Below are 25,464 nucleotides of genomic sequence, written 5' to 3'. Positions count from 1 at the left end.
AACGCAAGATAGCCTGTATGAGTATGAGGAATAAAAGAATGACATTAACGATGAAAAAGGGCGTTGCAAAAGCTATCTTAGCGTTGTGTTTATTGAAGAGTACATTAGGGTTTGCTAATACTATTGATGTCACCATTCCACCGGATACGGAAGTGGCTTATGTATCAATTAATTCTAGTATTAATTTAGTGGGTCCTACTGACGATCCTAGAAATTGGGATGTATTTGGGATCATCTCTATAAGCCCTGATGGAAACTATTGTCTAAATAGCGATAAACTTTATGAAGAAGATGACCAATATTATTTTCACTTGTTAAATAGTGATATGGAACATGTAGGTTATTTTTCATTAAGTTTTTTCGCTACATCTAGTTGGGTTGATTTAGATGGAAATCATGATGAAGGTAGTGTAAGAGTTGTTAATGGTAAAGTTGTTCAGATTGATAATTTAGTTCAGCCTAGTTCATATGCATATTGCTATTCACCGCCAGAAAACCTTAATGGGGAACTATTTTCACCAGATGATGATCGAGTTACTGATATTACTGTAACAGGGGCAGAGATTAAATTTAGCTCTCCAGATCTAGCTGAGCCTGGGGAGTATTTTATAGCATTAAGTGACGGCACAATAGTTCCTCAACTATATGGCGCATCATTAACCGCAAAATTAAGCGGAGCTACAGATTTATCGGAGATATTAGTTAGCTCTTTTAACATTGATGTTCTTGATGCTTGCACTATCGATGTCAATGGAAATACGTCATCGACATTTCATCTCTCTTCTGATGAGTCAACAGGACTTGTTGATTATGAAAGTGTTACCGTTGAAATCGACTGTGATAGTAATATTGGAAATACTGTTTTAGGTTCGGTTCGGCTGCAAACTGGACTAATAAAAGATGAACCTAATAAGTTCTATTTAATCAATGAAGATTATGAAGATAATGGTTTATACATTGAAGGGATAATCAATAACAATGGTTCAGATTGTGATGATGAAGGCGATATTTTATTTAACGGTGAAACATTCGATATTGATTTAGATTATAAATATAACAGCTATGGTGGTGAATTTACCATTGATTGGAACCTCTGCAAAGATGAGGATTATATTGAGCCGGGTGTATATAGTGGAGCATTAGATTTATCGGTATTTGTTAAGTGAAATTGAAATTATAAAACAGGTATATTGGCAGTAAGAAGTCTTCTACTGCCAATTCAATTAAATTATCAATTTTTCTATTTTAGATTGTTTAATTAAAGCTCCCCATATAACAATCCAATGAATCAGTAAAAAGATGAAACAAACACCCCACTGCAATTGCTTTTAACTTCCATGATGGCAACAAAAATATCACTACATAGGCGATAGCTGCCCAACCAGTATGTAATGGATGAAAACCAATGCCGCAGCGATTGGGATCAAAAATCGGATCTGCCAATAAATGATCTAAATCGATCGCCATGGTTGAGATCATCAACAGTGCTGCCAGTTTCCAATTTTTTCGCCAAAACAGATAGCCAAATAAAATAGGCACTAAAAAGTGGAAGCCGTAGTGAACGATATTTCTGAAAATCTCAAACAGCACAATAAAACCTCGAAAGTGTGAGTCACAAGTATACTCGTCATACTTCAAGTTGCAGCGTTGTTGACTACGTTCACTTACGCCAGTCACATCGTTTTCTATGCGCCTAGCGATTGGTTCACTTGTCGCCTAGCTGCACCTCGAATTATTTAGAGTATAGATAGTCTAATCGGTGACTATGCTATTTAAAAGCGATGATTAGTATCAGTTAACGATATGATAATAAAACTAATTTAATAACATGGTATTTTTTGTGCCATAAGAAACACATCAGCTCTCCAGCTTTGATAGTGATGTTTGTCATACTCCAAGTTGCAGTACTTTTGACTAAGATAGAGCCTCCCTATTTTATTATACGAGTTACCTATTTATGTATAGGCTTTTAGGTAGCTTACTTCGTCCTCTACTGCGCCTCGAATTATTTAGAGCATAGAGCGCAATTTTCATAGAAAAACTTGTCAATAATCACTATTGTTGCCCTTTAAAGTATAAGATGCACAAATCACCTTGATCCCTGATGGTAAACTCAGGTTTAATAAGGGCAATGATTTGCGCAAAAAAATTATCTTTAAGTGATATTTTGCGCAATGGAATGGATTCAGCTTTACGGTAGCTTAATTTATTGACAATTCGTGGCCGCGAATGTCACGAATAATTGCTGTATGGAGCAAATTGCGTTAGTTTCATAGCTTGCCTATGAAAAATTGCAATAATTCCATATTGCGTTGTGAAAATTGGTTTAAGTACGTTTTTATCCGACCTGGAGTATACTAATGACGACTCGTAAAACCCTTGCTAATGCTATCCGCTTTCTGAGTATGGATGCGGTTCAAAAAGCAAAATCAGGGCACCCTGGCGCGCCTATGGGCATGGCTGATATTGCTGAAGTTCTGTGGCATGACTATATGAATCATAACCCAGCTGATCCACACTGGGCTAACCGCGACCGTTTTGTGTTATCAAACGGCCATGGCTCAATGCTGATCTATAGCTTGCTGCATCTGACGGGTTATGACTTATCTATCGATGAGTTAAAAAATTTCCGCCAACTTCATTCTAAAACCCCGGGCCACCCTGAATATGGCTATACTCCAGGTGTTGAAACTACGACAGGTCCATTAGGGCAAGGTATTGCAAACGCAGTCGGTTTTGCTATTGCAGAACGCACATTAGCGGCACAATTCAACCGTCCTGGTCATGACATCGTCGATCATCACACGTATGTGTTTATGGGCGATGGTTGTATGATGGAAGGTATCTCTCACGAAGTCTGTTCATTAGCAGGTACGCTAAAACTTAACAAACTGGTTGCGTTCTACGATGACAACGGCATTTCTATCGATGGCCATGTTCAAGGCTGGTTTACAGACGATACTGCGGCTCGTTTTGAAGCTTATGGCTGGCATGTTATTCGTGATATCGATGGTCACAACGCAGATCAAATTCACGCAGCGGTTACCGAAGCACACCGTGAAACAGATAAACCAACACTGATTATGTGCAAGACCATTATTGGTTTTGGCTCTCCACATAAAGCAGGTACCGAAGCGGTTCATGGCGCACCATTAGGTGATGCAGAAATCGCAGCAACACGTGAAGCGTTAGGTTGGACCTATGCACCGTTTGAAATCCCACAAGATATCTACCAAGCTTGGGATGCGCGTAGTGCAGGTAAAGAAAAACAAGCAGCTTGGAATGACAAGTTTGCCGCTTATGCAAAAGCTTTCCCAGAATTAGCTGAAGAATTTACACGCCGTATGGCGGGTGAGCTGCCTGCTAACTTTGATGCAGAAGCGAAAAAATTCGTTGAGCATCTGCAAGCAAATCCAGCCAATATTGCTAGCCGTAAAGCATCACAAAATGCATTAGAAGCATTTGGTAAAGTATTACCTGAGTTCCTTGGCGGTTCTGCTGACTTGGCACCAAGTAACTTGACCATGTGGTCTGGTTCTAAGCCTTTGAATGAAGACATTGCCGGTAACTATATTCACTACGGCGTACGTGAGTTTGGTATGTCTGCGATTATGAATGGTATTGCTCTGCATGGTGGCTTTATTCCTTACGGTGCAACTTTCCTGATGTTCGTTGAATATGCACGTAATGCAGTGCGTATGGCAGCATTGATGAAAGTTCGTAGCATCTTTGTTTATACTCATGACTCTATCGGTCTGGGAGAAGATGGTCCGACTCACCAACCTGTTGAGCAGTTGGCAAGCCTACGTGTGACACCAAACATGAATACATGGCGCCCTTGTGACCAAGTTGAATCTGCGGTGGCTTGGAAATACGCGGTTGAGCGTAAAGATGGCCCAAGTGCTCTGATCTTCTCTCGTCAAAATCTGGAACAGCAACCACGTACAGCTCAACAATTAGCTGAGATCGAGAAGGGTGCGTATATCCTGAAAGATTGCGAAGGCCAACCTGAGTTGATCTTTATTGCAACAGGTTCAGAAGTTGAGTTAGCGGTGAAAGCTGCTGATCAGCTGACTGGCGAAGGTCGTAAGATCCGTGTTGTTTCAATGCCTTCAACTGAGGTATTTGATAAACAAGATGCGGCATACCGTGAAGCTGTTCTGCCTTCAAATGTGACTAAACGTGTTGCGATTGAAGCAGGTATTGCAGATTACTGGTTTAAATATACCGGCCTGAATGGTGCGATTATTGGTATGCACTCATTTGGTGAGTCTGCACCAGCTGAAGAACTGTTCAAAGAGTTTGGCATTACTGCTGAGAATGCAGTTAAAGCGGCTAAGTCTCTACTTAATTAAGCTATTTAGTAGCCTAAAGAGTGGCTGCTAACATCACTAAAATACGCCTCTGTATCAATTTTGGTGCAGGGGCGTTGTTTTTTTGTGCATATGATTGAGTTTTACTATTGCGTTCTCTGAATATATCCCTTAATCTAATTCTTATTAGCTGAACCGTTTCAGTTACTGTGACTAATTGGCTAAAATATTTCAAAAGTGTCGAGTGAAGCACACTTTTGATGTTTAACAGTTAAAATGAGCAGTAGAGTTTGTGTGAGTCAGTTATCCTTATCAGCCGTGTGATTTTGCTAAAATTCAAGGTGTAGGATGCCAATAAAAGTAGCGATTAACGGTTTTGGCCGGATCGGACGGAGTGTACTTAGGGCGTTATATGAATCTGGGCGACGTGCAGAAATTGTCGTTGTCGCAATTAACGAACTAGCAGCCCCAGAAGGGATTGCCCATTTGCTTAAGTATGACTCCAGTCACGGGCGTTTTGCTTGGGATGTCCGTTTGAATGGTTCGCTATTACAGGTAGGTGATGACAATATGCGTCTGTTTCATCAACCTGACATAAGTGCTCTGCCTTGGAAAGAACTTGGCATTGACGTTGTGTTAGATTGTAGTGGAGCATATGGCTCCCGTGAAGATGGTTTAGCACACCTTGAAGCTGGCGCAAAAAAAGTTCTCTTCTCCCACCCTGGTACTGATGATCTTGATGCAACCGTTGTGTATGGCGTTAATCATGGTAGCTTAACCATTGACGATAAAATTGTTTCGAACGCTTCTTGCACCACAAACTGTATTATTCCAATTATAAAATTGCTGGACGATGCTTTTGGTATTGAGTCAGGTACGGTGACCACCATTCATGCATCTATGAATGATCAACCCGTTATCGATGCTTATCATCATGATTTGAGAAGAACGCGAGCGGCGAGCCAATCCATTATCCCTGTTGATACTAAATTAGCGGCAGGTATTACGCGGATTTTCCCTCAGTTCAAAGATCACTTTGAGGCGATATCGGTACGGGTACCAACAACCAATGTGACAGCAATAGATTTGAGTGTTACCGTGCACAGTGAAGTCTGTGTGACTAAAGTTAACCAGCTGCTGCAAAGCGCTGCCCACGGGCAATTTCGTGGTATAGTAGACTATACTGAATTACCGTTAGTTTCGATGGATTTCAATCATGACCCGCACAGTGCGATTGTTGATGGAACCCAGACGCGTGTTAGCGGTAAACATTTAATTAAAACTCTCGTTTGGTGTGATAACGAATGGGGGTTTGCTAACCGGATGCTAGATACAACACTGGCGATGGCAGCAACAGGTTTCAACTAATTAACGGCTATTGAATGATAAGGTAAACTCGATCTTCATTTAGCCATTAATGAAAATTTTATAGAGAATCAACAAGAGGATTCACCATGTCTGTAATTAAGATGACCGATTTGGACCTAGCGGGTAAACGCGTTTTCATCCGTTCTGACCTAAACGTTCCTGTAAAAGATGGCAAAGTTACTTCTGACGCACGTATCCGTGCTTCATTACCAACCATTGAAGCTGTTCTCAAGCAAGGTGCTAAAGTCATGGTCACATCTCACCTAGGTCGTCCGACTGAAGGCGAGTACAACGAAGAATTTTCACTGCAACCTGTTGTTGACTATCTGGCAGAAAAAATCGACTACCCAGTGCGTTTAGTGAAAGACTACTTAGATGGTGTTGAGCTAGCTGAAGGTGAATTAGTTGTTTTGGAAAACGTTCGCTTTAATAAAGGCGAGAAAAAAGACGACGAAACCCTGTCAAAACAATATGCTGCACTGTGTGACGTGTATGTGATGGATGCCTTTGGTACGGCTCACCGTGCTCAAGCATCAACTCATGGCGTAGCCAAATTCTCTCCAGTTGCTTGCGCTGGTCCGCTATTGAGTGCAGAACTCGAAGCCCTAGGTAAAGCGTTAGGCAATCCAGCTCGTCCAATGGTAGCGATTGTTGGTGGTTCTAAAGTATCCACTAAACTGACCGTTTTAGATTCACTGTCTAAAATTGCTGACCAATTGATCGTGGGTGGTGGTATTGCCAATACCTTTATTGCCGCAGAAGGCAATAATGTTGGTCGTTCTCTGTACGAAGCAGATTTGATCCCTGAAGCGAAAAAACTGCTGGCTAACTGCCATATTCCAGTTCCTACTGATGTTCGTGTTGCGACCGAATTCTCTGAAACCGCTGAAGCAACTTTAAAATCAAGCACAAAAATTAAAGATGATGAGCAAATTTTAGACTTAGGTGATGAGTCTGCTGAGCGCTTGGCTGAGATCCTGAAAAATGCCAAAACCATTCTGTGGAATGGCCCTGTAGGCGTATTTGAATTCCCTAACTTCCGTAAAGGAACTGAAATTGTTGCTCGTGCTATCGCAGAAAGCGATGCCTTCTCAATTGCTGGTGGTGGCGACACCCTAGCGGCTATCGACCTATTCGATATTGCCGATAAAATTTCATACATTTCAACTGGTGGCGGTGCTTTCCTTGAGTTTGTTGAAGGTAAAAAGCTCCCAGCAGTTGTGATGCTGGAAGAACGTGCTAAAGCGTAATTAATTTGTCATGAACAACAGACTGCATAAAGCAGTCTGTTTAACACAGGACCTTTTCAAATGTCTAAAATTTTTGATTTTGTAAAACCGGGTGTTCTCACAGGTGATGATGTACAGAAAGTTTTCGCGGTTGCTAAAGAAAATAACTTTGCATTGCCTGCTGTGAACTGTGTCGGTACAGACTCAATTAATGCCGTACTTGAAGCGGCAGCGAAAGTACGTGCTCCAGTGATTGTTCAGTTTTCTAACGGTGGTGCTGCATTTATCGCTGGTAAAGGCTTGAAAGCAGAAGGCCAACAAGCTGCAATCTTAGGTGCAATTTCAGGCGCATATCATGTGCATCAAATGGCTGAGCACTATGGTGTACCTGTTATTCTGCATACTGACCACTGTGCGCGTAAACTTCTGCCATGGATTGATGGTCTGTTAGATGCGGGTGAAAAACACTATGCGAAAACGGGCAAACCGCTATTCTCTTCACACATGATTGACCTGTCAGAAGAGACATTAGAAGAAAACATTGAAATCTGTGCCAAATACTTAGCTCGCATGGCGAAAATCGACATGACGTTGGAAATTGAGTTAGGTTGTACTGGTGGTGAAGAAGATGGTGTTGATAACACAGGTATGGATAGCTCCGAACTGTACACTCAACCAGAAGACGTTGCATACGCTTACGAGAAACTAAGCGCAGTTAGCCCACGTTTTACTATCGCAGCTTCTTTCGGTAACGTTCACGGTGTTTATAAGCCAGGTAACGTACAATTAACGCCAAAAATTCTGCGTAATTCACAGGACTATGTTTCTGAGAAATTTAACCTGCCACACAACAGCCTAGACTTCGTATTCCACGGTGGTTCAGGTTCAAGTGCTGCTGAAATCAAAGAAGCGGTTAGCTACGGTGTTATCAAAATGAACATCGATACGGATACTCAGTGGGCAACTTGGGATGGTATCCTGAACTACTACAAAAAGAACGAAGGCTATCTGCAAGGTCAGTTGGGTAACCCAGAAGGTGCGGACAAACCTAACAAAAAATACTATGACCCACGTGTATGGCTGCGCAAAGCACAAGATTCAATGGTTGTTCGTTTAGAACAAGCATTCAAAGAACTGAACTGCGTTGACGTTCTGTAATTGTGTTTAGGCTTGTATCATAAGCCTATTGCTAAATTAATCCCCCAGTAGGGTTATCTTGCTGGGGGATTTTTGTATTTTGGGTCACTGAAACTAAATGTATAACAAGCTAATATAGAAGTTATTATTTTTTATTTGTTATAAAGGAGATATTTGAGTGAGTCGATGGATCCAGAATTTTTTAATCGCTATTGTTGGTGTCTTATCAATAGCTTGTTCAGTGGCAGGTAACAACGATAGGCTCGTCTACAAATTTGAAAATGATGAGTTTATTTTAGAAAAAGAGTGTGTTTCTGTACTTAAATTGGGACATTCAGAGTTAAAAAATGACTATTTTTTGAACATTGAAATCAATAGAACACCTAAATGTTCGGAAAGATTTAATTCTCTTCTAAGTAAAAATATTGGTAAAAAGGTATCTCTTTACTTCGGTGTAAATAAAATTTCTCAAACGTATATCGCAGGGAAAATACAATCTGAAAATGGATATAGACAGGCATTTTCGGATAAAAAAGTAATAAATAATATTTTAGAAAGTTATGGGCGAAATGCTAAAAACTAAAAGAAATCACGTTGTACTTCTTTTAGTTTTATATAGTTAAATAATGAATTATTTAGGGAAGCTTATACTGACCGTGATAGGTACTGAATGTGATTTTATGCGTATACTTGCAGTTCCACCACCAGTAGCTTCAATAAGATAAGCTCCTGGTCCCACTGTATTAACTGTTTTCATTCCACTAGATATTGGATATTTAATCTCCACATCAAATGATGACTCTAAGTTTGATGAATTATTAAAATTAACGGTATACGAATGGGGGGTATTGGTAATTTCATTTGGCATACTTGTGAGGAGATCTTTCCACGCACTCCATATCCCTGGCATTGCAATAATACCTGTTGACTGTATAGGCCCTGAATAACCACATGGACCTTGTCTTTCCCTTGCGACTCTGGCTCTATCTAAACTCGCTATAATAATGCTTTTTTTCATATTCCTGAATTGCGCAAATCTTTGATTGTAAACTCTTAAAGCACCTGTCTTATCGCCACTATTGATCGCTTTAATTAATTCTTGAAAATTTTTTTCTTTAAGATACGGGCAATTTTTTTCACCACAAACAAGACAAATATTGTTCTTTAATGCATTCTTGACTTCAGGTGGCAAGCTTGCTGGGATGAAGTCATGATTAACTTGTACATCATTGAACTCCCATGCTTTTGAATGTGGATCCCAGTGTGTATCAGGTATATGAGGTATACCACTATTACAATTATAAGGGTCGTAGCTAGGTCGAATAGGGTGTCTTTTCATTTGAAATTCCTTTTATTTATTCCATTAACTATTTAAATTTATTAGATATTATTTTTAATAAACAAATAAAATAGTAGCCATGAAATTGCATAGAGTAAATAAAGGAAATTTGTTTATATGTCATAGGAAAGCGTAATCGTAATGACGTTTTACGGTGTAGCAAAAAAACATTTATAACGAACTTGGTGTTCCTTGGTGGAAACGGAGCTGCCATTGGTTGTGCTGATTTTTGATCCAAATCGATGAGCGTAGTGTTTGTTTAATACGTACCCCATTATCAAGTTGAAAACTTAAATAGGTGATGAGCACTGTATTCGCATCTATCTGTGCACATTGGAAATTTTCGGAGTGAATTTCCAATAAATTATTAGCTTGAGTGAGGGCTAAAAGTGTCTCTGTTTTATCGGCGCTCACACCAGAGCGGCAAAATTCTAAAAACGCTTGGTGCAGAACATTTTCAAGAAATTCTAAATTATCTCTATTTGAATAATGATGTAGCTTTTTTTCTAGTGTGATTAGGTGCTCAAATAGTTTATGCATATCATGTTCTTTATCAAAGTTGTTCAAATTGTCGTGCTAGGCGTTCAGCTAGCGTTAAAACCACTTCTGAATTGCCATGGACATGCATAGCAATTTCCATCTCCTCTGCATCAGGAAAGCCTTCTTGTGCAGTAAGTATCCGATGCTGTGGTAGCTTAGCTCGCAGTGGTAATAAACTGATGCCAAGGCCATCAGTAATGGCGCTTTGAATACCAGCAAGGCTTGTGCAAGTATAGGTAATATGCCAAGGGCGCTGTTCAATATCCAGTAAGCGGAACATATCGTTACGATACAAGCCATTTTCAGGGAAAACAATTAAGGGTAAAGAATGAGTATTGAGGTGGTGGTTATCAAGGCTAGTTAGCCAACACAATGGCTCTGGCCAGCAATAATGACTATTAAATTCCCCTTTGCGCTGTTTAACAATAATTAAATCAAGTTCACCGTTCTGATAGCGTTGATGTAACTGACGACTTAAACCGCTGGTCACTTCTAAACGAATATTTGGCTGCTCTTGCATAAAAGCAGCCAGTGTTGGGGTAACTTGCCCTGAAGCAAAGTCTTCAGGAAAACCAAGACGCAGCGTTTGGATCACCGCATTACCCGTGGCTTTCATGAAAAACATATCATTAAGAGTGATTATTTTTTTCGCGTAACTGAGCAATATTTCGCCTGTTTCTGTTAAGGTTAATAGTCGATGACTACGAATGAACAAAGGCTGGCCGACAAGTGCTTCAAGACGTTGAACTTGTTGACTGACAGTAGATTGCGTTGAATTAAGGTGTTGAGCAGCAATAGTAAAGTTACCCGTTTCTGCGACAGCTATAAACGTTTTGAGTAAAACCAAATTTAATAGAGCATTCATTTTGCAAATACCTATCATTTAAATATTTAATTTTTAAATATCATATATTTTCAGTAAATTAAATAGTTTACTGAGGAGGTTACTATGAAAATGCGATTATTTGCCACCAATTGGCGAATGTACTTGTTGAGTGTAACGGGGATCTTTCTACTGCTTATGACTAAATCATTCGCACAATCAAATTCATCACTAGTTGCATTAGCTGAACAGGGCAATCTTCAGGCAGTTATGCAACAGGTTAAGCAGGGAGCTGATCTGGAACAACGCGATTTACGCCTACGTACACCTCTGATGGCGGCAACGCATAAAAACCAAATTGAGGTAGCACGCTTTTTGATCGAACAAGGGGCGAATGTCAATGCGCGTGATGCAATACAAGATACGCCATATTTATATGCAGGGGCACGTGGGCTACAAGAAATTCTTGAAATGACATTAGCGCATGGAGCAGATCTGAAAAGTACCAATCGATACGGTGGGACAGCATTGATCCCCGCTTCTGAACGTGGGCATGTAAAAACAGTACAAACTCTGATTGATGCAGGCGTCGATATCAATCATGTTAACCGCTTAGGTTGGACTGCGTTAATTGAAGCTATCATACTCGGTGATGGTAGTGAGAAATATGCAACCATTGTGACACAGCTCATTAAAGGTGGGGCTGATGTTAATTTAGCGGATGCAAGTGGAAAATCGCCACTGACATTAGCAAAACAGAAAGGATATCGTAATCTAATTGAAATCCTAGAGAGTTCAGGGGCTAAGTAATGTTAAATAAACAATTTTTACAGCAAGCTATATCATTGGCTAGAGAGAATGTGAAAGCTGGTGGGCGCCCATTTGGGGCGATTATTGTATGCGATGGTAAAGTGATCGCAACAGGGGTCAATCAAATGCTTGAACTGAGTGATCCAACTGCACATGCGGAGCTGATGGCGTTACGCCAAGCTGGAGAAACATTAGGGCGGGTCAGGTTAGAAGATTGTGTGGTGTATGCCAGTGGACAGCCATGCCCGATGTGTCTAGCTGCAATGCGTATGGCGGGTATTACACGGATTTTTTACGCTTATTCAAATCAGGATGCGGAGCCCTTTGGTTTATCGACAGAAGCTATCGCTGCTTCGCTAAGAGTAGAGCCCCATCAGCAGGTTGGGTTATCGTTTACGCAATTAAAACCTGAACATGAGACACAACCACAACTGTACTCTTTTTGGTGGGAACAACAGCATTAATGGGTGAGCGTAAAACAGCATCTTTTGGTTTAGTCCTGACGATCATCTTAGTGGGGATCAATTTACGGCCTTTTATGACAGGGCCGGGTCCCCTGATCGAAGAGATTATCCAAACGACAGGGATGAATTACCAAGCAATATCATTATTAACGTTATTACCGATGCTGTTAATGGGGATCGGTGCATTAATCGTACCTGCCTTGAACCGGCGGTTAGGGGAGCGAATAGGGGTTAGTGTTGCGGTATTGCTGCTATTGATTGGTTCCCTATCGCGTTTATTCGTCTCAGATAGTGGGCAATTGCTCGCAACGGCATTCATGTGCGGAGTAGGTGCTGCCTATATCCAAGCGGTTTTTCCGGGGTTAATTAAATTACATTTTCCTCATAAAATGGCAGTTATGACTGGCTTATATTCCTCCATGCTTATGGCCGGTGGAGCAATAGGGGCACAATTAACACCATTAGTCGCGGGATCATCAGGTCATTGGCAAGCCGCGTTAGCCTGGATGGCATTACCTGCTTTATTTGCGTTGATTGCAGTCATCGTAAATATTCGTACATCTAGCTCATCGAATACAACGGGTAATGGTTCTGTTTTGGCATTTCTAGCTAAGCCAAGAGCTTGGTTGCTTATGATTGGCTTTGGCTTTATCAATGCAGGTTATGGCTCAGTAGTGACTTGGCTGGCACCATTTTTCATTGAACAGGGGCTGAGTAGTGCATTAAGCGGTTCATTAGTCGCTTTGTTAAGTGTATGTCAGGCGCTTTCGGCACTCTTTATACCTGTTTTAGCTGCTCATAATATTGACCGGCGTTTTTGGCTGGGGGTTACCTTATGTAGCCAAATGATGGGTTTTGCAGGTTTGGTCATATTTCCACAAGCATTACCCTATTTATGGGTATGTTTAATTGGGGCAGGGTTAGGTGGCTGTTTTGCATTGAGCATTATTACATCTTTAGATCACCTTCCACATCCTGTTAGTGCAGGGGCATTAACGTCGTTGATGCAGGCTGGTGGATTCATTATTGCTGCTTTTGGTCCTCTGTTTGCAGCATGGTTACATAGCGTTAGTCAAAGTTTTACGTGGGTGTGGGTGGCACATATTTTAATGGTATTGATAACTCTACTATTATTTTTACGTCTAAATCCAAAACATTATCCAACATTATTTAAATTAAATAATAAAAAATAAAATAATAATATACCTATATATTAAATATTCCTTTCTAACAAGTTGAACGGATTATCTGTTAAAAAAAATAATATTTGCATTTGATTTATTATAGTAAATTAAAATGAAGAATAAATTAATAATTTATTTTTAAATTGGTGCTTGTAATATTTTTTTTTATGATATGTTTAATGTATTGGGTGTCGTTATGGATTTTCTTTATATAGATGTGATATCACGAAAGATATTAAATGAAATATTGCAGTATAGACGCCGTTTTAATCTATCTTCAATGACGCTTGAGGAGGAGGAAGAAATTATTTTAAAGGTTCATCTTCCTAGGGTTAAAGCATTTTTAATACAATCTAAACCGATAATGTTTATACTGCCGGCATTTCCTACAAAATCACCCAATAGCAAAAAAGTATTGGGAAAACTTCCTGATATGGCAGAAAAATTATCATTGGTTTTTCTCAACTCGTTATGTGAAAGAATAAAGGTTTATTATCCTCCAGGCGCTGAAATGATTATTTGTTCAGATGGTCATGTGTTCGGTGAGCTAATTGGCGTTTGCGATGGTATCATTGATGATTATCAAGATAAACTTAATAGGTTATTATGTGAATTAGAATTAAATTATATTTCAATTTTTAATTTGAGCCATGTTGAAGAGTTTAATACATCGAATAATTGTTATAACCATTCTCGTAAATTATTAGTTGAAAAATATTCATTAGCTATTGGGGTAATAAAAAAACAGTTGACTGGGAGTGAAGATGGATTAAGTCTATATAGAGCAATAACCCGTTTTCTTTATGAAGATAGCTTATTACCTAATTATTCAGGCTCTAAAAATGCATTGCAAAAAAATGCTCGCCAACGTGCAGTTGGTGTTATTCAACATAGTTGGGCATGGGGAAATTTACTTGCTCAACAGTTTCCATCAGCAATTCGTTTATCAATCCATCCTCAGCCTGTGAGTAGCCTTAAAATAGGAATTCATATGATGCCAACTTGCGATAATTGGCTAACGCCTTGGCATGGGGTGGCTGTTCAGATAAATGGAAAGTTCATACTAATGAAAAGATCTGAGGCAGAAGAAATGGATGGGAAATTGATTAAAATAAATGAAGAGCCAAGCCATTACATTATTTAAAATTAACCAATTTTCAGTTTCAAAGTTTATTATTCTACGGTTAATGTTTTAATAAAATAGCCGAAAGATTAAACTTTTTAGAGGATGACATGCTTAATTGTAATATAGAAAAAATAACACCTTTTGGAATATCAATAACACCGAATAACATTGGTGATAGTATAACAAAGCTATCTATCAATATGTTACGTGGATGGGTACGTAAACACCTACTCATCATATTTAGAGGGTTTGATTCTGGATTTGAAGATAAAGAAAAATTAATTTCATATTCACATCATTGGGGGGAAATAATGATGTGGCCGTTTGGTGCTGTACTCGATATCATGGAACACAATGACCCTCCTGATCATGTATTGGATAATCTTTCTTTACCTTTACATTGGGATGGAATGTATAGCGAATTTATTCCTGAGTTTCAAATATTTCATTGTATATCAGCAGGCTCAGTTGAGCATGAGGGTAGAACAAATTTTGTTAATACAGAAAAAATAATTGCCGATGCCAAGCAATTAGATATAAATTTGTGGGAAAAGGCGATTATTACCTATCGAACAAAAAATATCACCCACTATGGTGGAGAAGTGATTTCGCCATTGATTTGTTTACATCCTAGAGAACAAAAAAAAGTGCTCCGCTATAATGAACCAATGGGTAAAAATGTGCTGAAATATTCTGATCACCATTCTGTCGATTTTATTGGTATACCAAATGAAAAATTAAGCGATATTCAACATTCATTGCATAGTAAGTTATATGATCCTAATTACTTATATGCACATCAATGGCAAGCTGGTGATATTGTTATATGTGATAATTTTTCGCTGTTACATGGGCGTGAAGCATTTTCTTCACAATCTCAACGTCATATTCAGCGTGTTCATATCCATGGGCAGCCTAAACATCGTAATATTCATTTTCGAAAAGCATTTACTTGATAATTGCCCTATTGAAATGTGATTAATGCCAAATCTTATTTGATATTGATTGTTATATCTGAACATGTTTTTTATCATCACAATGGCAAGGCATATCATGCAGTTAGGGATTAAGATGTGGATATTAAGTGTTTTATTTTTCCCGTAAAAATTAAAGAGGCTACAAATAAATGCAGCCTCTTTTTTGCTGTTATAACGTGATGCTTTATGCGGTTACTGCAAGTAGCTGATGCATAACTGGGTGAAATTTACGTTTAAAGTAAACTAACCCATGGCCTTCTTCTCTTACAATGATTTGTTTTATCTCAACCAAGTAAACAGAGTGGGTACCAATATCTTGCACTTGGGTAATTTCGCCTTCAAGATTAGCCAAAGCATCTTTGAGTAATGGTTGTTGTAAAATGCCTCTATCCCAAACATTCCAACCAAAACGTTCTTCCATGGTGGAACCTTTCATTCCAGCAAAATGGCAAGCCATTTCTTCTTGTTCATGATTCAGCACATTTACGCACAGGCGGCCATTTTCTTGAAAAACCGCATTCATAGCACTGTTGCGGTTAACACACACCATCAGAGTGGGTGGCGTATCTGTGACTGAACAGACTGCGGTTGCTGTAATACCGCAACAACCTGCTGTACCATCGGTGGTGACAATATTGACTGCTGCACCAAGACTTGCCATCGCATCTCTAAAACGCAGGCGATGTTCATTTTCTAAAGACATATTGACCTCCTGCTGCCGATTATTTCAGCAGCGAATCTAACTGATTAATATCATTATTGTTATGCAGGTGTGAGCGTTTCCAGCCATGCTGATCGTAATCAGACAGGCAGCGATCAACCATATCTGTCATGGCTTTCATATTACCGGAACCGTACGCATGGCGTAGACATTGCAGACGGATTTCGTCTTGGCTACCTGCATAGTTGATTTCGTATAATTCATGACGACCGCCAAATTCACTGCCAATTGCATCCCACATGAGTTTTAGGATCTTAATACGTTCTACATGATCCATACCGTTTGAGCCGCGAACGTATTTTGCCAAGTACTTATCGATTTCTGGATTATTCATATCTTTCACGCTGGATGGCAGATAGATCAGGCCACTCGTTACGTTACTTTCAATGATGTTTTTAATTTTCGTATAAGCCATTGGTGCCATTACTCGATATGTTTGAATTGCTTGCGTATCGGGTAGATATGCACCACCTTCCCAAGCTTTTGCTTCGGCTGTCATTGCATCGGTGAGTGACCAAAATAGGTTACGCCATGCAACGACTTCACCTAAGTCTGCTTGTACACCACGGAAGTCGATAACACCAGTACATTCAAGGCTCTTTTGCAGTAGACCCGTAATAAAATCGAGTTTAACGGCTAAACGAACACAAGCTTGTAGAGGGAATAGACGAGCAAATCCACCCTGTACAGCCCAATTACGTGCTCGGTCAAAATCACGATAAATTAACACGTTCTCCCAAGGGATCAGCACATGATCCATGACTAATATGGCATCATTTTCATCAAATCGGCTTGATAATGGGTAGTCAAAAGGTGCTCCTGTCGCACCTGCGACTAATTCATATGAAGCACGAGAGATTAATTTAACGCCATCAGCATCCATTGGAGCAACAAACATCAGTGCGAAATCAGGGTTATCACCCATGACTTGAGCTGAACCAAAACCGATAAAGTTATAGTGAGTTAATGCTGAGTTGGTTGCGACCACTTTTGCGCCGCTGACGATGATACCTGCATCAGTTTCTTTTTCCAGCTTGATATAAACATCTTTAACTTCATCTGCTGGCTTATGGCGATCAATAGGTGGGTTGACAATCGCATGGTTAAAATATAAACCACTTTCTTGAATTCGTTTATACCAGTGACGTGCGTTATCCGCGAATTGTCCATAATACTCAGGATTGGCACCTAAACAGCTGGCAAATGCCGCCTTATAGTCTGGAGTGCGTCCCATCCATCCATAGCTTTGTCTTGACCAATCGGCGATAGCATCACGTTGTTGGCGTAGTTCGTCTGCGCTTTTGGCAAAACGAAAGAATTTATGGGTGTATCCACCATTTCCGGTATCGGTTCCCCAGCAAAGGCTGTCATGAGTTGCTTTATCATGGAGTGCATCATATAACTGTCCTATCGAAGCCGCTGAATTACGAAAAGCGGGATGTGTTGTGACATCTTTAACACGTTCACCATAGATATAAATTTCACGGCCATCTTGTAGGCTTTTTAGATATTCTTGGCTATTAAATGGACGTTTAGCATCAGAGCGAAAATCTTCTGGTTTCATGTTTACCTCGTATCTCACAAAGGATGCCGGCGTGTAATAGGGTACTTAGAGCACTGGCATCTGATTTATGTTAATTTTATGTTTATTTTGTGTTTCTTAATTGAAGCGCTTTATTAAGAAATAAGAAAGAGACTTTAGAAAGGATCGCTGGTACTTTTCGTTGATAAAGTTATTTTGTGATAGGAATGTGATCACTGTTGTGTTTTTCTATTAATGAAAAAATATTATTTTATATAAATATCAGTAAATTCATATGGTTGCATTTTGTTAATTGTTTAATGATTTTAAAATTTACATGAATTTTTGATAAAAAAATATTCAATCAAAAAGTACTCAATAGAAAGATTATGATAAAAAAGTACTTTTAAAATGAACATATAATTTTCTTATATAAGGTTAAATTAGAAAATTAACTGAAAAAGTTAACAAGAAGTTGCATAAAGCGTACTCAATATAGCTACAGTGAGCGAATATTTAAGTACGCCTTTTGCTAGTTGATTGATCAGGCTATGTAAGCCTTCTTGGAGAGTATATCGATTGATTCATTGATTAAATTACCGATATTCAGATAGTTATCCATATTTTTATCGCCATTTCTAAAACAAATTTTCGATTTTATTTCTGAATGAGAGCCCAAAATACTTGTGAATTGCTCATCAGTTCCTTTATGGGGGAGATGCTGGTGATTTATTGGAAAGCTTATCAATGATGCTGAGATAAAGTTATCTGGGCATTTCATTGATGAAACAATTAATAAATTTAAAGACATAGCTGCAAGCTGTGAGAATAGTGCCTCAGTCTTATCAATGGTAAGATGCAATTTTATGGTTGGGTCATTATTAGAAACGGCTTCTGTAATATATGAAATGAAGTATTCTGGTAACGTGTCAGAAATACCGATATGAAAATTTTTAACATTATTATTGGTCGATTGCTGAGCGATAGCTTTAATCTCTTCAACCTCTCGTAAAATAATTTGACTATGCTCTAAAATTCGTAAACCTAAAGGTGTAAAATTAACTCGACGTGTTGTTCTTTCGAGTAAGAAACAACCTAAGTGGTTTTCAAGTTTACCAATTTGAATACTTAGTGTTGGCTGTGCAACATTACAGTATTGAGCAGCTTTCTTAAAGTTAAGAAATTTACCTAATGCGTTCAAATACTCAAAGTCTCTAATATTCATGTTATTGCCTCTGCTGTAATTTAAATCTAACCCTAGTTGTTATTGTTTATTGCTCACTTAATAGTGAACAGGCGCTAATGACAGAAAATAATTTTCACAGTATGAAATGTGATGTTTTCTATCATTAATATTAAGTCGGTCTAGCACCAAACTTATTCATAATGAAATCTCAATAAACGTAATGGAGATAAATATTGAGATGCCATTATTGGATAAGATTTTTTATAGTGAAGTAATTCTTAGAGTTAAATATAAAAAAATTTTAAAGGGCTATAATGTATATTCTAAATTTTTATTTTTGATGTAAATCCAATCCTGAAATTCATTCAATAAGTTATACGTTTTTAATGAATAACACAGTTTCAGACTACTGATTGGATTTAGTTAATTTATTTTTTATACCTTTATAAAACTAAAATTATCAATGCTATTAAACTACGGCTACAGTATCTTTTATCCATCGATGGAACTGTGAGCCGAATGTTTGATGCTGTCGGCTGTATTCGAAAAATGCTTTCATGTAGCCCATTTTATCACCACAATCAAGTGATTCACCTTTGATGTGGTATCCTTCTATCGCATGGGTTTTAAGTAGCATTGATAGCGCATCAGTAAGCTGTATTTCACCACTCATTCCAATCGGTGTTCTTTCTAATAATGGCCAAATATCTCGGCTTAAAACATAGCGGCCAACAACAGCAAGATCAGAGGGACTATTATCTTTATGTGGTTTTTCTACAATAGCTGAGATGTTGTTAAAACTTCCGCTATTGGATATCTCGTTATTACAATCAACGATACCATACTTTTCCACATGCTCTTTATTGACCCTTTCTATCAGTATTTGACTTTTCCCAGTCAAATAAAACCGCTCTATCATGGCGGGTAAATTGTCGAATTCATAATTACATTTATACTCATTAATGATGACATCAGGTAGAATAACAATAAAATCATCATCTCCCACGAATGGCTTTGCACATAAAACTGCATGGCCTAAACCATTTGAGTCACCTTGCCTAACATGCATTATCTTTATATTTTTAGGTAATACACCATTAATTTCATTTAATAGCTGCTGCTTTCCCTTCTGCTCAAGTAATGATTTTAATTCAAAAGAGGTATCAAAGTGATTCTCAATTGAATTTTTTGATGAATGGGTAACGAAAATAATTTCATTGATACCTGCCATATAACATTCTTTTATGATGTACTGTATAATCGGTTTATCGACAAGAGGTAGCATCTCTTTCGGTATTGCTTTTGTTGCTGGTAACATGCGAGTTCCTAAACCAGCAACAGGTATCACAGCTTTTAACATATATGATCCTTGGTCAATAAAATATTTAGTGTATACATGTTATACTCGCCATATTTCAAGTTGCAGCATTGTTAACTGCGTTCACTTGTGCCATCCACATAGTTTCTATGCACTTAGCAGCTCGTTTACTTGTCTCTTTGCTACCCCTCGAATTATTTAGAGTATATATTTCAAGTTGCAGCGCTTTTCATTAAAGCATAGTGATTTTTATCATTCCTTTGTTTCTTACCTGCGCATTGAATATATATTGCTATCAAAATAGTACTTTTGGATTTTATTAATATAAATAGCTATATAGTGTTAAAACTAAATAAATTTTTGTACTTTGTTTCCTCCTTCTTTCTTTGCTTTGTATAATGCAATATCAGCATTTTTTAATAATAAACTCAGATTGTTACCATCTAACGGATATTGTGCAATACCAATGCTGACATTGATGTTAAAGGCTTTTTTCCCTAAATAATGATATGAATAAAGCCTCAGACGGTCTATAAAGTTTAAAAAAAATAATTCGAAACTTTGCCCCATAAACCCACTGATCATTAAAACAAATTCATCTCCACCCAATCGAGCAAAAAGAGCATCATTCGGTAGGCTTTCCTTGGCATACTTAGAGAATTGCTTTAATAAGCTATCACCACAAAGATGACCAAAGGTATCATTTATTTTTTTAAAATTATCAATATCAATAATGGCAATGCAGTATTCAAGTGCATTATGCTTTGCCAGCTTTATTTTCATTTTGCTGCTTTCATAAAACCCATATCTATTTAATAATTTTGTTAATGGATCATGATGAACCTGAAAAAGTAATTTATTCCTTTTAAATATAAGCCTAGTAACCTCAGTAAGTGTTAAGCAATAATGATGCTCCTTATTAAAATCTTGTTTAAATTCAACAAGGTTAGCAATGAAAAAAACTTTCTGTTTTGTTTTAGTTATAAAAAAAACTTCTTTTTTGAAACACTTATATCGCTTAACAGAAAAAGAATCAGTTATACCTAAAATTAACTGCTTTTTTCTTATATCAAATGCCAGACCTACGATTTCATTATATTCATAGTGGTAGTTTTCTATGAAATATGAGCTAGCATAAGAAACTTTTCCATATATATCAATTAATAATAATGCTACTGCCTCGTCGAGAATTAAGTTTAAAGGAATCCTTTTATTTCTTTCTTGTGTAATCTTATTATAATTCAGCATAAAAACTATTTAAATAAAGCATAACGAAATATAAAGACGTCTTCTGTTGCATTTTCATTCCATAACACAGGGACTGATTCGTTACCGCCTTGAGAGGCCAACCACTGAGTATATAACCCCTCCAAAACACTAGCGCTAGCTTTACGCCATTTTTTATTAACGGATTGTGGAGCGTGAGGCCATGCACAGTGAATAATAAGCAACTCACTGTTTGCTGGCGCCATTTTAATAAATCCCCAGTTGAAGATTTCTAAAGCACTATTAATATTTTTTTCTAATTGGGCTAATGTGCTTGAGTTTTCAATTTTATGTAATTCACCTAATTGTCGCCCAACTTTTCTTAAAGTATTGTAGCCTTCATTGGTTTCACCAGATGAAAATTCATAAAATAAGAAATTGATTAAATCATGCCAACCAGTTTTAAAACTGCGTTGTAAGTAACTATCTTGGTCATAAATCATTTCTATTTTCCTAGTATATCGTTGTCGAATAAATATTTAAAGTAAATATTTGCTTTTGTTTCATCATAATTTCCGAAAGTGTTATAGCTTACATTTGCACCAATCAATGATGATGGAGATATTTTATATTTAGTGTCTACACCAATCGCATAGCTAATACCATTTTTACTCGTGTTTTTATAGCGAGTATCAATATATTCATCATTAAGCGCATAGTTCTCTAACTCTTTTTGATATTGAGGATTATTTGGATAATAGTCTGTACTTTCAGTTGTATAAGATTGATAACCAATATTTGAGCTTAATTTTATGGATAAATTATTGATGTCTTGCTGATAAGATATCGGTAATGAAAAAGCAATATATCTTTGTGGACTAAAATAGCCAGCATGTCCTAACGTATAATAATTAAGGTTTTTATCAAATGCCATATAATGGACATTTGCACCTAAGGTCAGTTTTTTATCATTTTTATTAATACCATAAATATATGTACCGGTATTAAAATCAATCGATTGGTTAGTTTGTATATTGCTACCAATATATTTATTTCCGGCAATTTTAGCATAGGCGCCATAATGGCTATCATCCCAAGCATATTGAGCTGAAAGAGTATTACGAGTCACTGCTCCCCATTCTTTACCAGAAACACTGTCTTTCAAACCACCATAAGAGAGTAAACTATCTTTTACGGCACGTCGTTCTGCATTAAATGTTAGCTGACTATTTGGTGTTGTATTGAATGACCATTTAGCACCACCGACCAAAGAAACAATTAAAGCATCACTGTTAGTATGGCCAAAATCCAGTTGGAAATTATCGCTTTTAAGTGAAATGCTTGATTCCAAACCTTGTAATGTGTTACTACCAATTTCATCAGCATGAATATTTTCGCGCAGAGAACTATCAACCAGACTACGGCGATTTGCTCTGATTAGGGCACCGCTACCGACTAAACTTGCATTTTCAGCAGGGGTTTTACCTGAGTCGATTACCGATGGAGATATATTCAAGGCTATTTTCATATCTTCAGATACAGGAATTGATAGGCTTACAGTGTCTTTAAACTCCGTTAATTTACTTAGTCCTGACTCTCCTGAATGACTATTAAATTCAATGGTATTATCCAGAGCAATAGCCGTTTTTTGTTGTAACTCGTTGAGCATGATTTCAATATAATTTAACTGCTGTTTTTGTTGAGTACTTTGATTGGTATTTTCGAGGACCTCTCCAGCTAGCGGGTGGTTTATAGGGAAATCACTTGAGTTTTCAGTAGGGTTAATTAACCCCCATTGAGCTGTTTTTAATAGTTTTATGGCTTGAGTGTTATTTCCTTCAAGTTTAGCGACTCTTGCTGATAGCATGATGTAGCTTGTTCTGTTACTTGCTGGTATTTGGTTAAAGTATTTTTTTACCGTGGAAATCTCTTTATTAGCTAATGCGATATCCACCAATCCCATTAAGGCATCCTGATTTTGAGGTGAAATAGATAGAACATAATGATATATGTCAGCTGCCTGATTAGATTGCCCATTGGCTTGGTAAATTCTCCCAGTCGCAAGAAGTAATAAACTGTTATTAGGATTATTTTTGAGCTCGGGTGCTAATATTTGCCAAGCTTCATTTAAATGGCCTTTTTCGCGATATAAGTCAGCTTGCTCACTTAAATAAGTTGCTCTGATATTATTTATTTCTTTTTCATTCGCTGTAGCCAATAAAGCAGGGGAGTTCATTAAACTTTCTGCTTCGGCAACATAACCTAGTCGACGTAAAACGAGAATTTGTTGTCCGTAATCACTTAAGTTTCCTTGAGGCTCTGATAATTGATTTTGGCGGATCAGCTTTAAAGCCATTTGATTATCACCGGCATCCATATAGAGTTGGGCTAACCGACCGATATCACTTGGGTTATTTGGTGGCACTTTAATATTTATTTTAAGTGTATTGAGGGCTGCATTATTGTTGCCGTTTTCTATATAATGTTTCGCAATGTCGACTTGTTGGTTAAATTTAGCTCGTTGTTTTAACTCAATAATTTCTGATGACTGAGCCTCTGGTGGAATTTTGTTGGATAAAGTGAGTACATTGCTCCAATTATTTTGCTCTGATGCAAAAATCAGTGCGCTGTGCCAAGCTGCGGTAGAAGGGTAATTAGTCACTAGGTTGTTTATCACCGCTGCTGCTTTTTGTTTTTCGCCTTTTTTGTTGAGTACCCGCGCGTAATCAAGATTTAGCCAAGCATTGTTAGGATTTTTATCAATTGCTTGTTTTAAAATAGTTTCAGCTTGATTGTCTAAGCCATTATCTAATGCTTGTTGTGCTTCTTTTCGATATTGTTCACTCATATCAATGCGTTGTTGGTAATAGTGTCTCTCTGAAACGGGAAGAGTTGCGAATAATTGGTTTAACTCAGCATACTTTTTCTGCTCTGCAAATAACCAAATTAACTGCTCTTTAATCAATTTATTATTGGGGTATTTTTGATTGAGTTTTTGATAAAGAGATTCTGCACTTGTGTAGTTTTTTTGGTCACGATAAATTTGCCCACGTAGTAAGTCTAATGTGAGCTGTTGTTGTGAACTGTATGCAACGGTTTGATCTATATAAGCAAAAGCCTGATCGTACTGCTTATCTCGTGTTAATTTTTTTATCGTGTCCAGAGAAGAGTAATAACCTATGCTCTCAAGATCTTTTAACCATTGTTTTCGTTTATGATTGTCTGTGCTATTTGCTGCTTCACGTAATCGTATTTCAGCTTGTTGGTAATCTTTTTGATGTAACGCTACGTAACCAAGTCCTGCCATTGCATCACTATTTTTCGGATCATTCTCTAAGGCAGTAGTAAATTTTTGTTTTGCTTGTTCAATGCGGCCTTTATTGAGCAATGTAAATGCCGCTAATATCTCATTACCACCAACGCTGCGATTATAGTGTTCCATAACACGGTTATCGTTTGGCGAAAGGTTAATAAAGTTTTGATAAAGTGGTAAATCACTTTCATTTGGTTGTAGCCATAGTAATGCTTGCTGAAGAGCATTAATCACGGCAGTGTTTTTATTATCGAGCTGGCTAAGCTTTTGTATGCCTTCTCGGCGAGTTTTCTCTTGATAAGTTAATACAGTTGCCAGTACAAGTTGCACTTTACTATCTGAAGGAGATTGCAGAGCTTTTTTTCTTAATTCTGATATTGCTAGCTCTAGATGATTTTTACTTCCCGCTAAGGTTTCGTAATATTCAATTGCCAGATCACCACTTGGTGGATTATTAATAAATAGATTGTTATACGCTTGTATCGCTTGATCGATTTGACCTTTTTGCGCCAATGAGCGGGCTTTTTTAAGTAACGTATCAGACGTATTTTTTTGCGGATCGAATTGCATTAGCTGCCTGATCCGTTGGTCGTTAGGGGAGAATTTTTTGAATCGTTCGATCCATGAGGTAGCATCTTGTTTGTTGCCTTGTTGGATCTTATAGCGTGACATTAAATATAATGCTTCGATATTATTAGGCTCTATAGCAAAAATTTTATTAAGCGCATCATACGCTAGTTCATAGTTAGATTTGCCATGCCAATAATCGGCTTTTTCTAACAGTATCTTGATTGCTGTCTCATTTTCTAAAGAGGTAGCAAATGTTGCACAGGCAGGTATTCCGCATAGCAACATGAGTAGCATTTTTGCAAATTTGTTATTTTTCAT

General features: G+C 37.8%; 22 protein-coding genes. 11 read left to right on the top strand and 11 right to left on the bottom strand.

All coding sequences use genetic code 11. The features are described from left to right. Positions 1 to 38: 38 nt before the first annotated feature. Positions 39 to 1,166, top strand: coding sequence for a hypothetical protein (locus SC428_RS14930; RefSeq protein WP_318708475.1), 1,128 nt, complete (start codon positions 39 to 41; stop codon positions 1,164 to 1,166). An 88-nt stretch (positions 1,167 to 1,254) separates the two neighbouring features. Here SC428_RS14930 and SC428_RS14925 read toward each other — a convergent pair whose 3' ends face one another. After that, positions 1,255 to 1,590 carry a DUF6122 family protein gene (locus SC428_RS14925; RefSeq protein WP_070926703.1) on the bottom strand — a complete coding sequence of 112 codons (336 nt, stop codon included), beginning with the start codon at positions 1,588 to 1,590 and terminating at the stop codon, positions 1,255 to 1,257. Positions 1,591 to 2,360: 770 nt separating this feature from the next. Between SC428_RS14925 and tkt the strand changes: the two genes are divergently transcribed. From tkt to SC428_RS14900, 5 genes are all read left to right on the top strand, one after another. Continuing rightward, positions 2,361 to 4,355: a transketolase gene (gene tkt, locus SC428_RS14920; RefSeq protein WP_318708473.1), complete on the top strand. Its 1,995-nt coding sequence runs from the start codon at positions 2,361 to 2,363 to the stop codon at positions 4,353 to 4,355. Between the two features lie 306 nt (positions 4,356 to 4,661). After that, positions 4,662 to 5,681, top strand: coding sequence for an erythrose-4-phosphate dehydrogenase (gene epd, locus SC428_RS14915; protein WP_070926699.1), 1,020 nt, complete (start codon positions 4,662 to 4,664; stop codon positions 5,679 to 5,681). Positions 5,682 to 5,767: 86 nt separating this feature from the next. Next, on the top strand, positions 5,768 to 6,931 hold the full coding sequence (gene pgk, locus SC428_RS14910) for a phosphoglycerate kinase (RefSeq protein WP_318708471.1): 1,164 nt from the start codon (positions 5,768 to 5,770) through the stop codon (positions 6,929 to 6,931). 60 nt (positions 6,932 to 6,991) lie between these two features. Continuing rightward, the gene (fbaA, locus tag SC428_RS14905; protein ID WP_070926695.1) at positions 6,992 to 8,068 is read left to right on the top strand and encodes a class II fructose-bisphosphate aldolase; all 1,077 of its coding nucleotides are present in this window, start codon (positions 6,992 to 6,994) and stop codon (positions 8,066 to 8,068) included. 157 nt (positions 8,069 to 8,225) lie between these two features. Further along, positions 8,226 to 8,630, top strand: coding sequence for a hypothetical protein (locus SC428_RS14900; RefSeq protein WP_070926693.1), 405 nt, complete (start codon positions 8,226 to 8,228; stop codon positions 8,628 to 8,630). Between the two features lie 48 nt (positions 8,631 to 8,678). Here SC428_RS14900 and SC428_RS14895 read toward each other — a convergent pair whose 3' ends face one another. The 3 genes from SC428_RS14895 to SC428_RS14885 all read right to left on the bottom strand — a co-directional run bounded on the left by SC428_RS14895 (position 8,679) and on the right by SC428_RS14885 (position 10,791). Further along, positions 8,679 to 9,386, bottom strand: coding sequence for a colicin Z family toxin (locus SC428_RS14895; RefSeq protein WP_318708467.1), 708 nt, complete (start codon positions 9,384 to 9,386; stop codon positions 8,679 to 8,681). A gap of 171 nt (positions 9,387 to 9,557) precedes the next feature. Further along, complete coding sequence (locus tag SC428_RS14890) at positions 9,558 to 9,926, bottom strand: DUF4440 domain-containing protein (protein WP_318708465.1); 369 nt, start codon at positions 9,924 to 9,926, stop codon at positions 9,558 to 9,560. A 13-nt stretch (positions 9,927 to 9,939) separates the two neighbouring features. Further along, positions 9,940 to 10,791 carry a LysR substrate-binding domain-containing protein gene (locus tag SC428_RS14885; protein WP_070926691.1) on the bottom strand — a complete coding sequence of 284 codons (852 nt, stop codon included), beginning with the start codon at positions 10,789 to 10,791 and terminating at the stop codon, positions 9,940 to 9,942. A gap of 90 nt (positions 10,792 to 10,881) precedes the next feature. Here SC428_RS14885 and SC428_RS14880 point away from each other — a divergent pair, with 90 nt between their 5' ends. The 5 genes from SC428_RS14880 to SC428_RS14860 all read left to right on the top strand — a co-directional run bounded on the left by SC428_RS14880 (position 10,882) and on the right by SC428_RS14860 (position 15,289). After that, positions 10,882 to 11,559, top strand: coding sequence for an ankyrin repeat domain-containing protein (locus tag SC428_RS14880; protein ID WP_307773393.1), 678 nt, complete (start codon positions 10,882 to 10,884; stop codon positions 11,557 to 11,559). Continuing rightward, positions 11,559 to 12,023 (top strand): nucleoside deaminase, encoded by a 465-nt coding sequence (locus SC428_RS14875; RefSeq protein ID WP_070926686.1) that lies wholly within the window; start codon positions 11,559 to 11,561, stop codon positions 12,021 to 12,023. Before SC428_RS14880 ends, SC428_RS14875 begins: the two co-directional genes overlap by 1 nt. After that, positions 12,023 to 13,216, top strand: a complete 1,194-nt coding sequence (locus SC428_RS14870) for a cyanate transporter (RefSeq protein WP_318708460.1) — start codon at positions 12,023 to 12,025, stop codon at positions 13,214 to 13,216. The genes SC428_RS14875 and SC428_RS14870 overlap by 1 nt, the downstream gene beginning before the upstream one ends. Before the next feature lie 187 nt (positions 13,217 to 13,403). Continuing rightward, positions 13,404 to 14,351, top strand: a complete 948-nt coding sequence (locus SC428_RS14865) for an isocyanide synthase family protein (RefSeq protein ID WP_272580352.1) — start codon at positions 13,404 to 13,406, stop codon at positions 14,349 to 14,351. A gap of 89 nt (positions 14,352 to 14,440) precedes the next feature. Beyond that, positions 14,441 to 15,289 (top strand): TauD/TfdA dioxygenase family protein, encoded by an 849-nt coding sequence (locus tag SC428_RS14860; RefSeq protein ID WP_318708456.1) that lies wholly within the window; start codon positions 14,441 to 14,443, stop codon positions 15,287 to 15,289. A 205-nt stretch (positions 15,290 to 15,494) separates the two neighbouring features. Here the strand turns inward: SC428_RS14860 and hpaC are convergent, their stop codons facing one another. From hpaC to SC428_RS14825, 7 genes are all read right to left on the bottom strand, one after another. Continuing rightward, positions 15,495 to 16,013 carry a 4-hydroxyphenylacetate 3-monooxygenase, reductase component gene (gene hpaC, locus SC428_RS14855; protein WP_070926679.1) on the bottom strand — a complete coding sequence of 173 codons (519 nt, stop codon included), beginning with the start codon at positions 16,011 to 16,013 and terminating at the stop codon, positions 15,495 to 15,497. 19 nt (positions 16,014 to 16,032) lie between these two features. After that, positions 16,033 to 17,595: a 4-hydroxyphenylacetate 3-monooxygenase, oxygenase component gene (gene hpaB, locus SC428_RS14850; protein ID WP_070926677.1), complete on the bottom strand. Its 1,563-nt coding sequence runs from the start codon at positions 17,593 to 17,595 to the stop codon at positions 16,033 to 16,035. A 502-nt stretch (positions 17,596 to 18,097) separates the two neighbouring features. Further along, positions 18,098 to 18,778 (bottom strand): LysR family transcriptional regulator, encoded by a 681-nt coding sequence (locus SC428_RS14845; protein WP_318708452.1) that lies wholly within the window; start codon positions 18,776 to 18,778, stop codon positions 18,098 to 18,100. A 430-nt stretch (positions 18,779 to 19,208) separates the two neighbouring features. Continuing rightward, complete coding sequence (gene galU / locus SC428_RS14840; protein ID WP_070926673.1) at positions 19,209 to 20,099, bottom strand: UTP--glucose-1-phosphate uridylyltransferase GalU; 891 nt, start codon at positions 20,097 to 20,099, stop codon at positions 19,209 to 19,211. Positions 20,100 to 20,405: 306 nt separating this feature from the next. Continuing rightward, positions 20,406 to 21,305, bottom strand: coding sequence for a GGDEF domain-containing protein (locus tag SC428_RS14835; protein ID WP_318708448.1), 900 nt, complete (start codon positions 21,303 to 21,305; stop codon positions 20,406 to 20,408). A gap of 5 nt (positions 21,306 to 21,310) precedes the next feature. Continuing rightward, positions 21,311 to 21,766 carry a cellulose biosynthesis protein BcsD gene (bcsD, locus tag SC428_RS14830; RefSeq protein ID WP_070926666.1) on the bottom strand — a complete coding sequence of 152 codons (456 nt, stop codon included), beginning with the start codon at positions 21,764 to 21,766 and terminating at the stop codon, positions 21,311 to 21,313. Positions 21,767 to 21,768: 2 nt separating this feature from the next. Next, complete coding sequence (locus SC428_RS14825) at positions 21,769 to 25,464, bottom strand: cellulose synthase subunit BcsC-related outer membrane protein (protein WP_318708446.1); 3,696 nt, start codon at positions 25,462 to 25,464, stop codon at positions 21,769 to 21,771.

The sequence above is a fragment of the Providencia sp. 2023EL-00965 genome (assembly GCF_033550225.1).
In the GTDB taxonomy this organism is placed as follows: Bacteria; Pseudomonadota; Gammaproteobacteria; order Enterobacterales; family Enterobacteriaceae; genus Providencia; species Providencia manganoxydans.
This window is presented reverse-complemented; position numbering and strand designations above follow the sequence as displayed.

Coding starts and splice junctions, on each gene's coding strand:
- SC428_RS14930 (WP_318708475.1), top strand. CDS start 39: ATGACATTAACGATGAAAAAGGGCGTTGCAAAAGCTATCTTAGCGTTG.
- tkt (WP_318708473.1), top strand. CDS start 2,361: ATGACGACTCGTAAAACCCTTGCTAATGCTATCCGCTTTCTGAGTATG.
- epd (WP_070926699.1), top strand. CDS start 4,662: ATGCCAATAAAAGTAGCGATTAACGGTTTTGGCCGGATCGGACGGAGT.
- pgk (WP_318708471.1), top strand. CDS start 5,768: ATGTCTGTAATTAAGATGACCGATTTGGACCTAGCGGGTAAACGCGTT.
- fbaA (WP_070926695.1), top strand. CDS start 6,992: ATGTCTAAAATTTTTGATTTTGTAAAACCGGGTGTTCTCACAGGTGAT.
- SC428_RS14895 (WP_318708467.1), bottom strand. CDS start 9,386: ATGAAAAGACACCCTATTCGACCTAGCTACGACCCTTATAATTGTAAT.
- SC428_RS14890 (WP_318708465.1), bottom strand. CDS start 9,926: ATGCATAAACTATTTGAGCACCTAATCACACTAGAAAAAAAGCTACAT.
- SC428_RS14885 (WP_070926691.1), bottom strand. CDS start 10,791: ATGAATGCTCTATTAAATTTGGTTTTACTCAAAACGTTTATAGCTGTC.
- SC428_RS14880 (WP_307773393.1), top strand. CDS start 10,882: ATGCGATTATTTGCCACCAATTGGCGAATGTACTTGTTGAGTGTAACG.
- SC428_RS14875 (WP_070926686.1), top strand. CDS start 11,559: ATGTTAAATAAACAATTTTTACAGCAAGCTATATCATTGGCTAGAGAG.
- SC428_RS14870 (WP_318708460.1), top strand. CDS start 12,023: ATGGGTGAGCGTAAAACAGCATCTTTTGGTTTAGTCCTGACGATCATC.
- SC428_RS14865 (WP_272580352.1), top strand. CDS start 13,404: ATGGATTTTCTTTATATAGATGTGATATCACGAAAGATATTAAATGAA.
- SC428_RS14860 (WP_318708456.1), top strand. CDS start 14,441: ATGCTTAATTGTAATATAGAAAAAATAACACCTTTTGGAATATCAATA.
- hpaC (WP_070926679.1), bottom strand. CDS start 16,013: ATGTCTTTAGAAAATGAACATCGCCTGCGTTTTAGAGATGCGATGGCA.
- hpaB (WP_070926677.1), bottom strand. CDS start 17,595: ATGAAACCAGAAGATTTTCGCTCTGATGCTAAACGTCCATTTAATAGC.
- SC428_RS14845 (WP_318708452.1), bottom strand. CDS start 18,778: ATGAATATTAGAGACTTTGAGTATTTGAACGCATTAGGTAAATTTCTT.
- galU (WP_070926673.1), bottom strand. CDS start 20,099: ATGTTAAAAGCTGTGATACCTGTTGCTGGTTTAGGAACTCGCATGTTA.
- SC428_RS14835 (WP_318708448.1), bottom strand. CDS start 21,305: ATGCTGAATTATAATAAGATTACACAAGAAAGAAATAAAAGGATTCCT.
- bcsD (WP_070926666.1), bottom strand. CDS start 21,766: ATGATTTATGACCAAGATAGTTACTTACAACGCAGTTTTAAAACTGGT.
- SC428_RS14825 (WP_318708446.1), bottom strand. CDS start 25,464: ATGAAAAATAACAAATTTGCAAAAATGCTACTCATGTTGCTATGCGGA.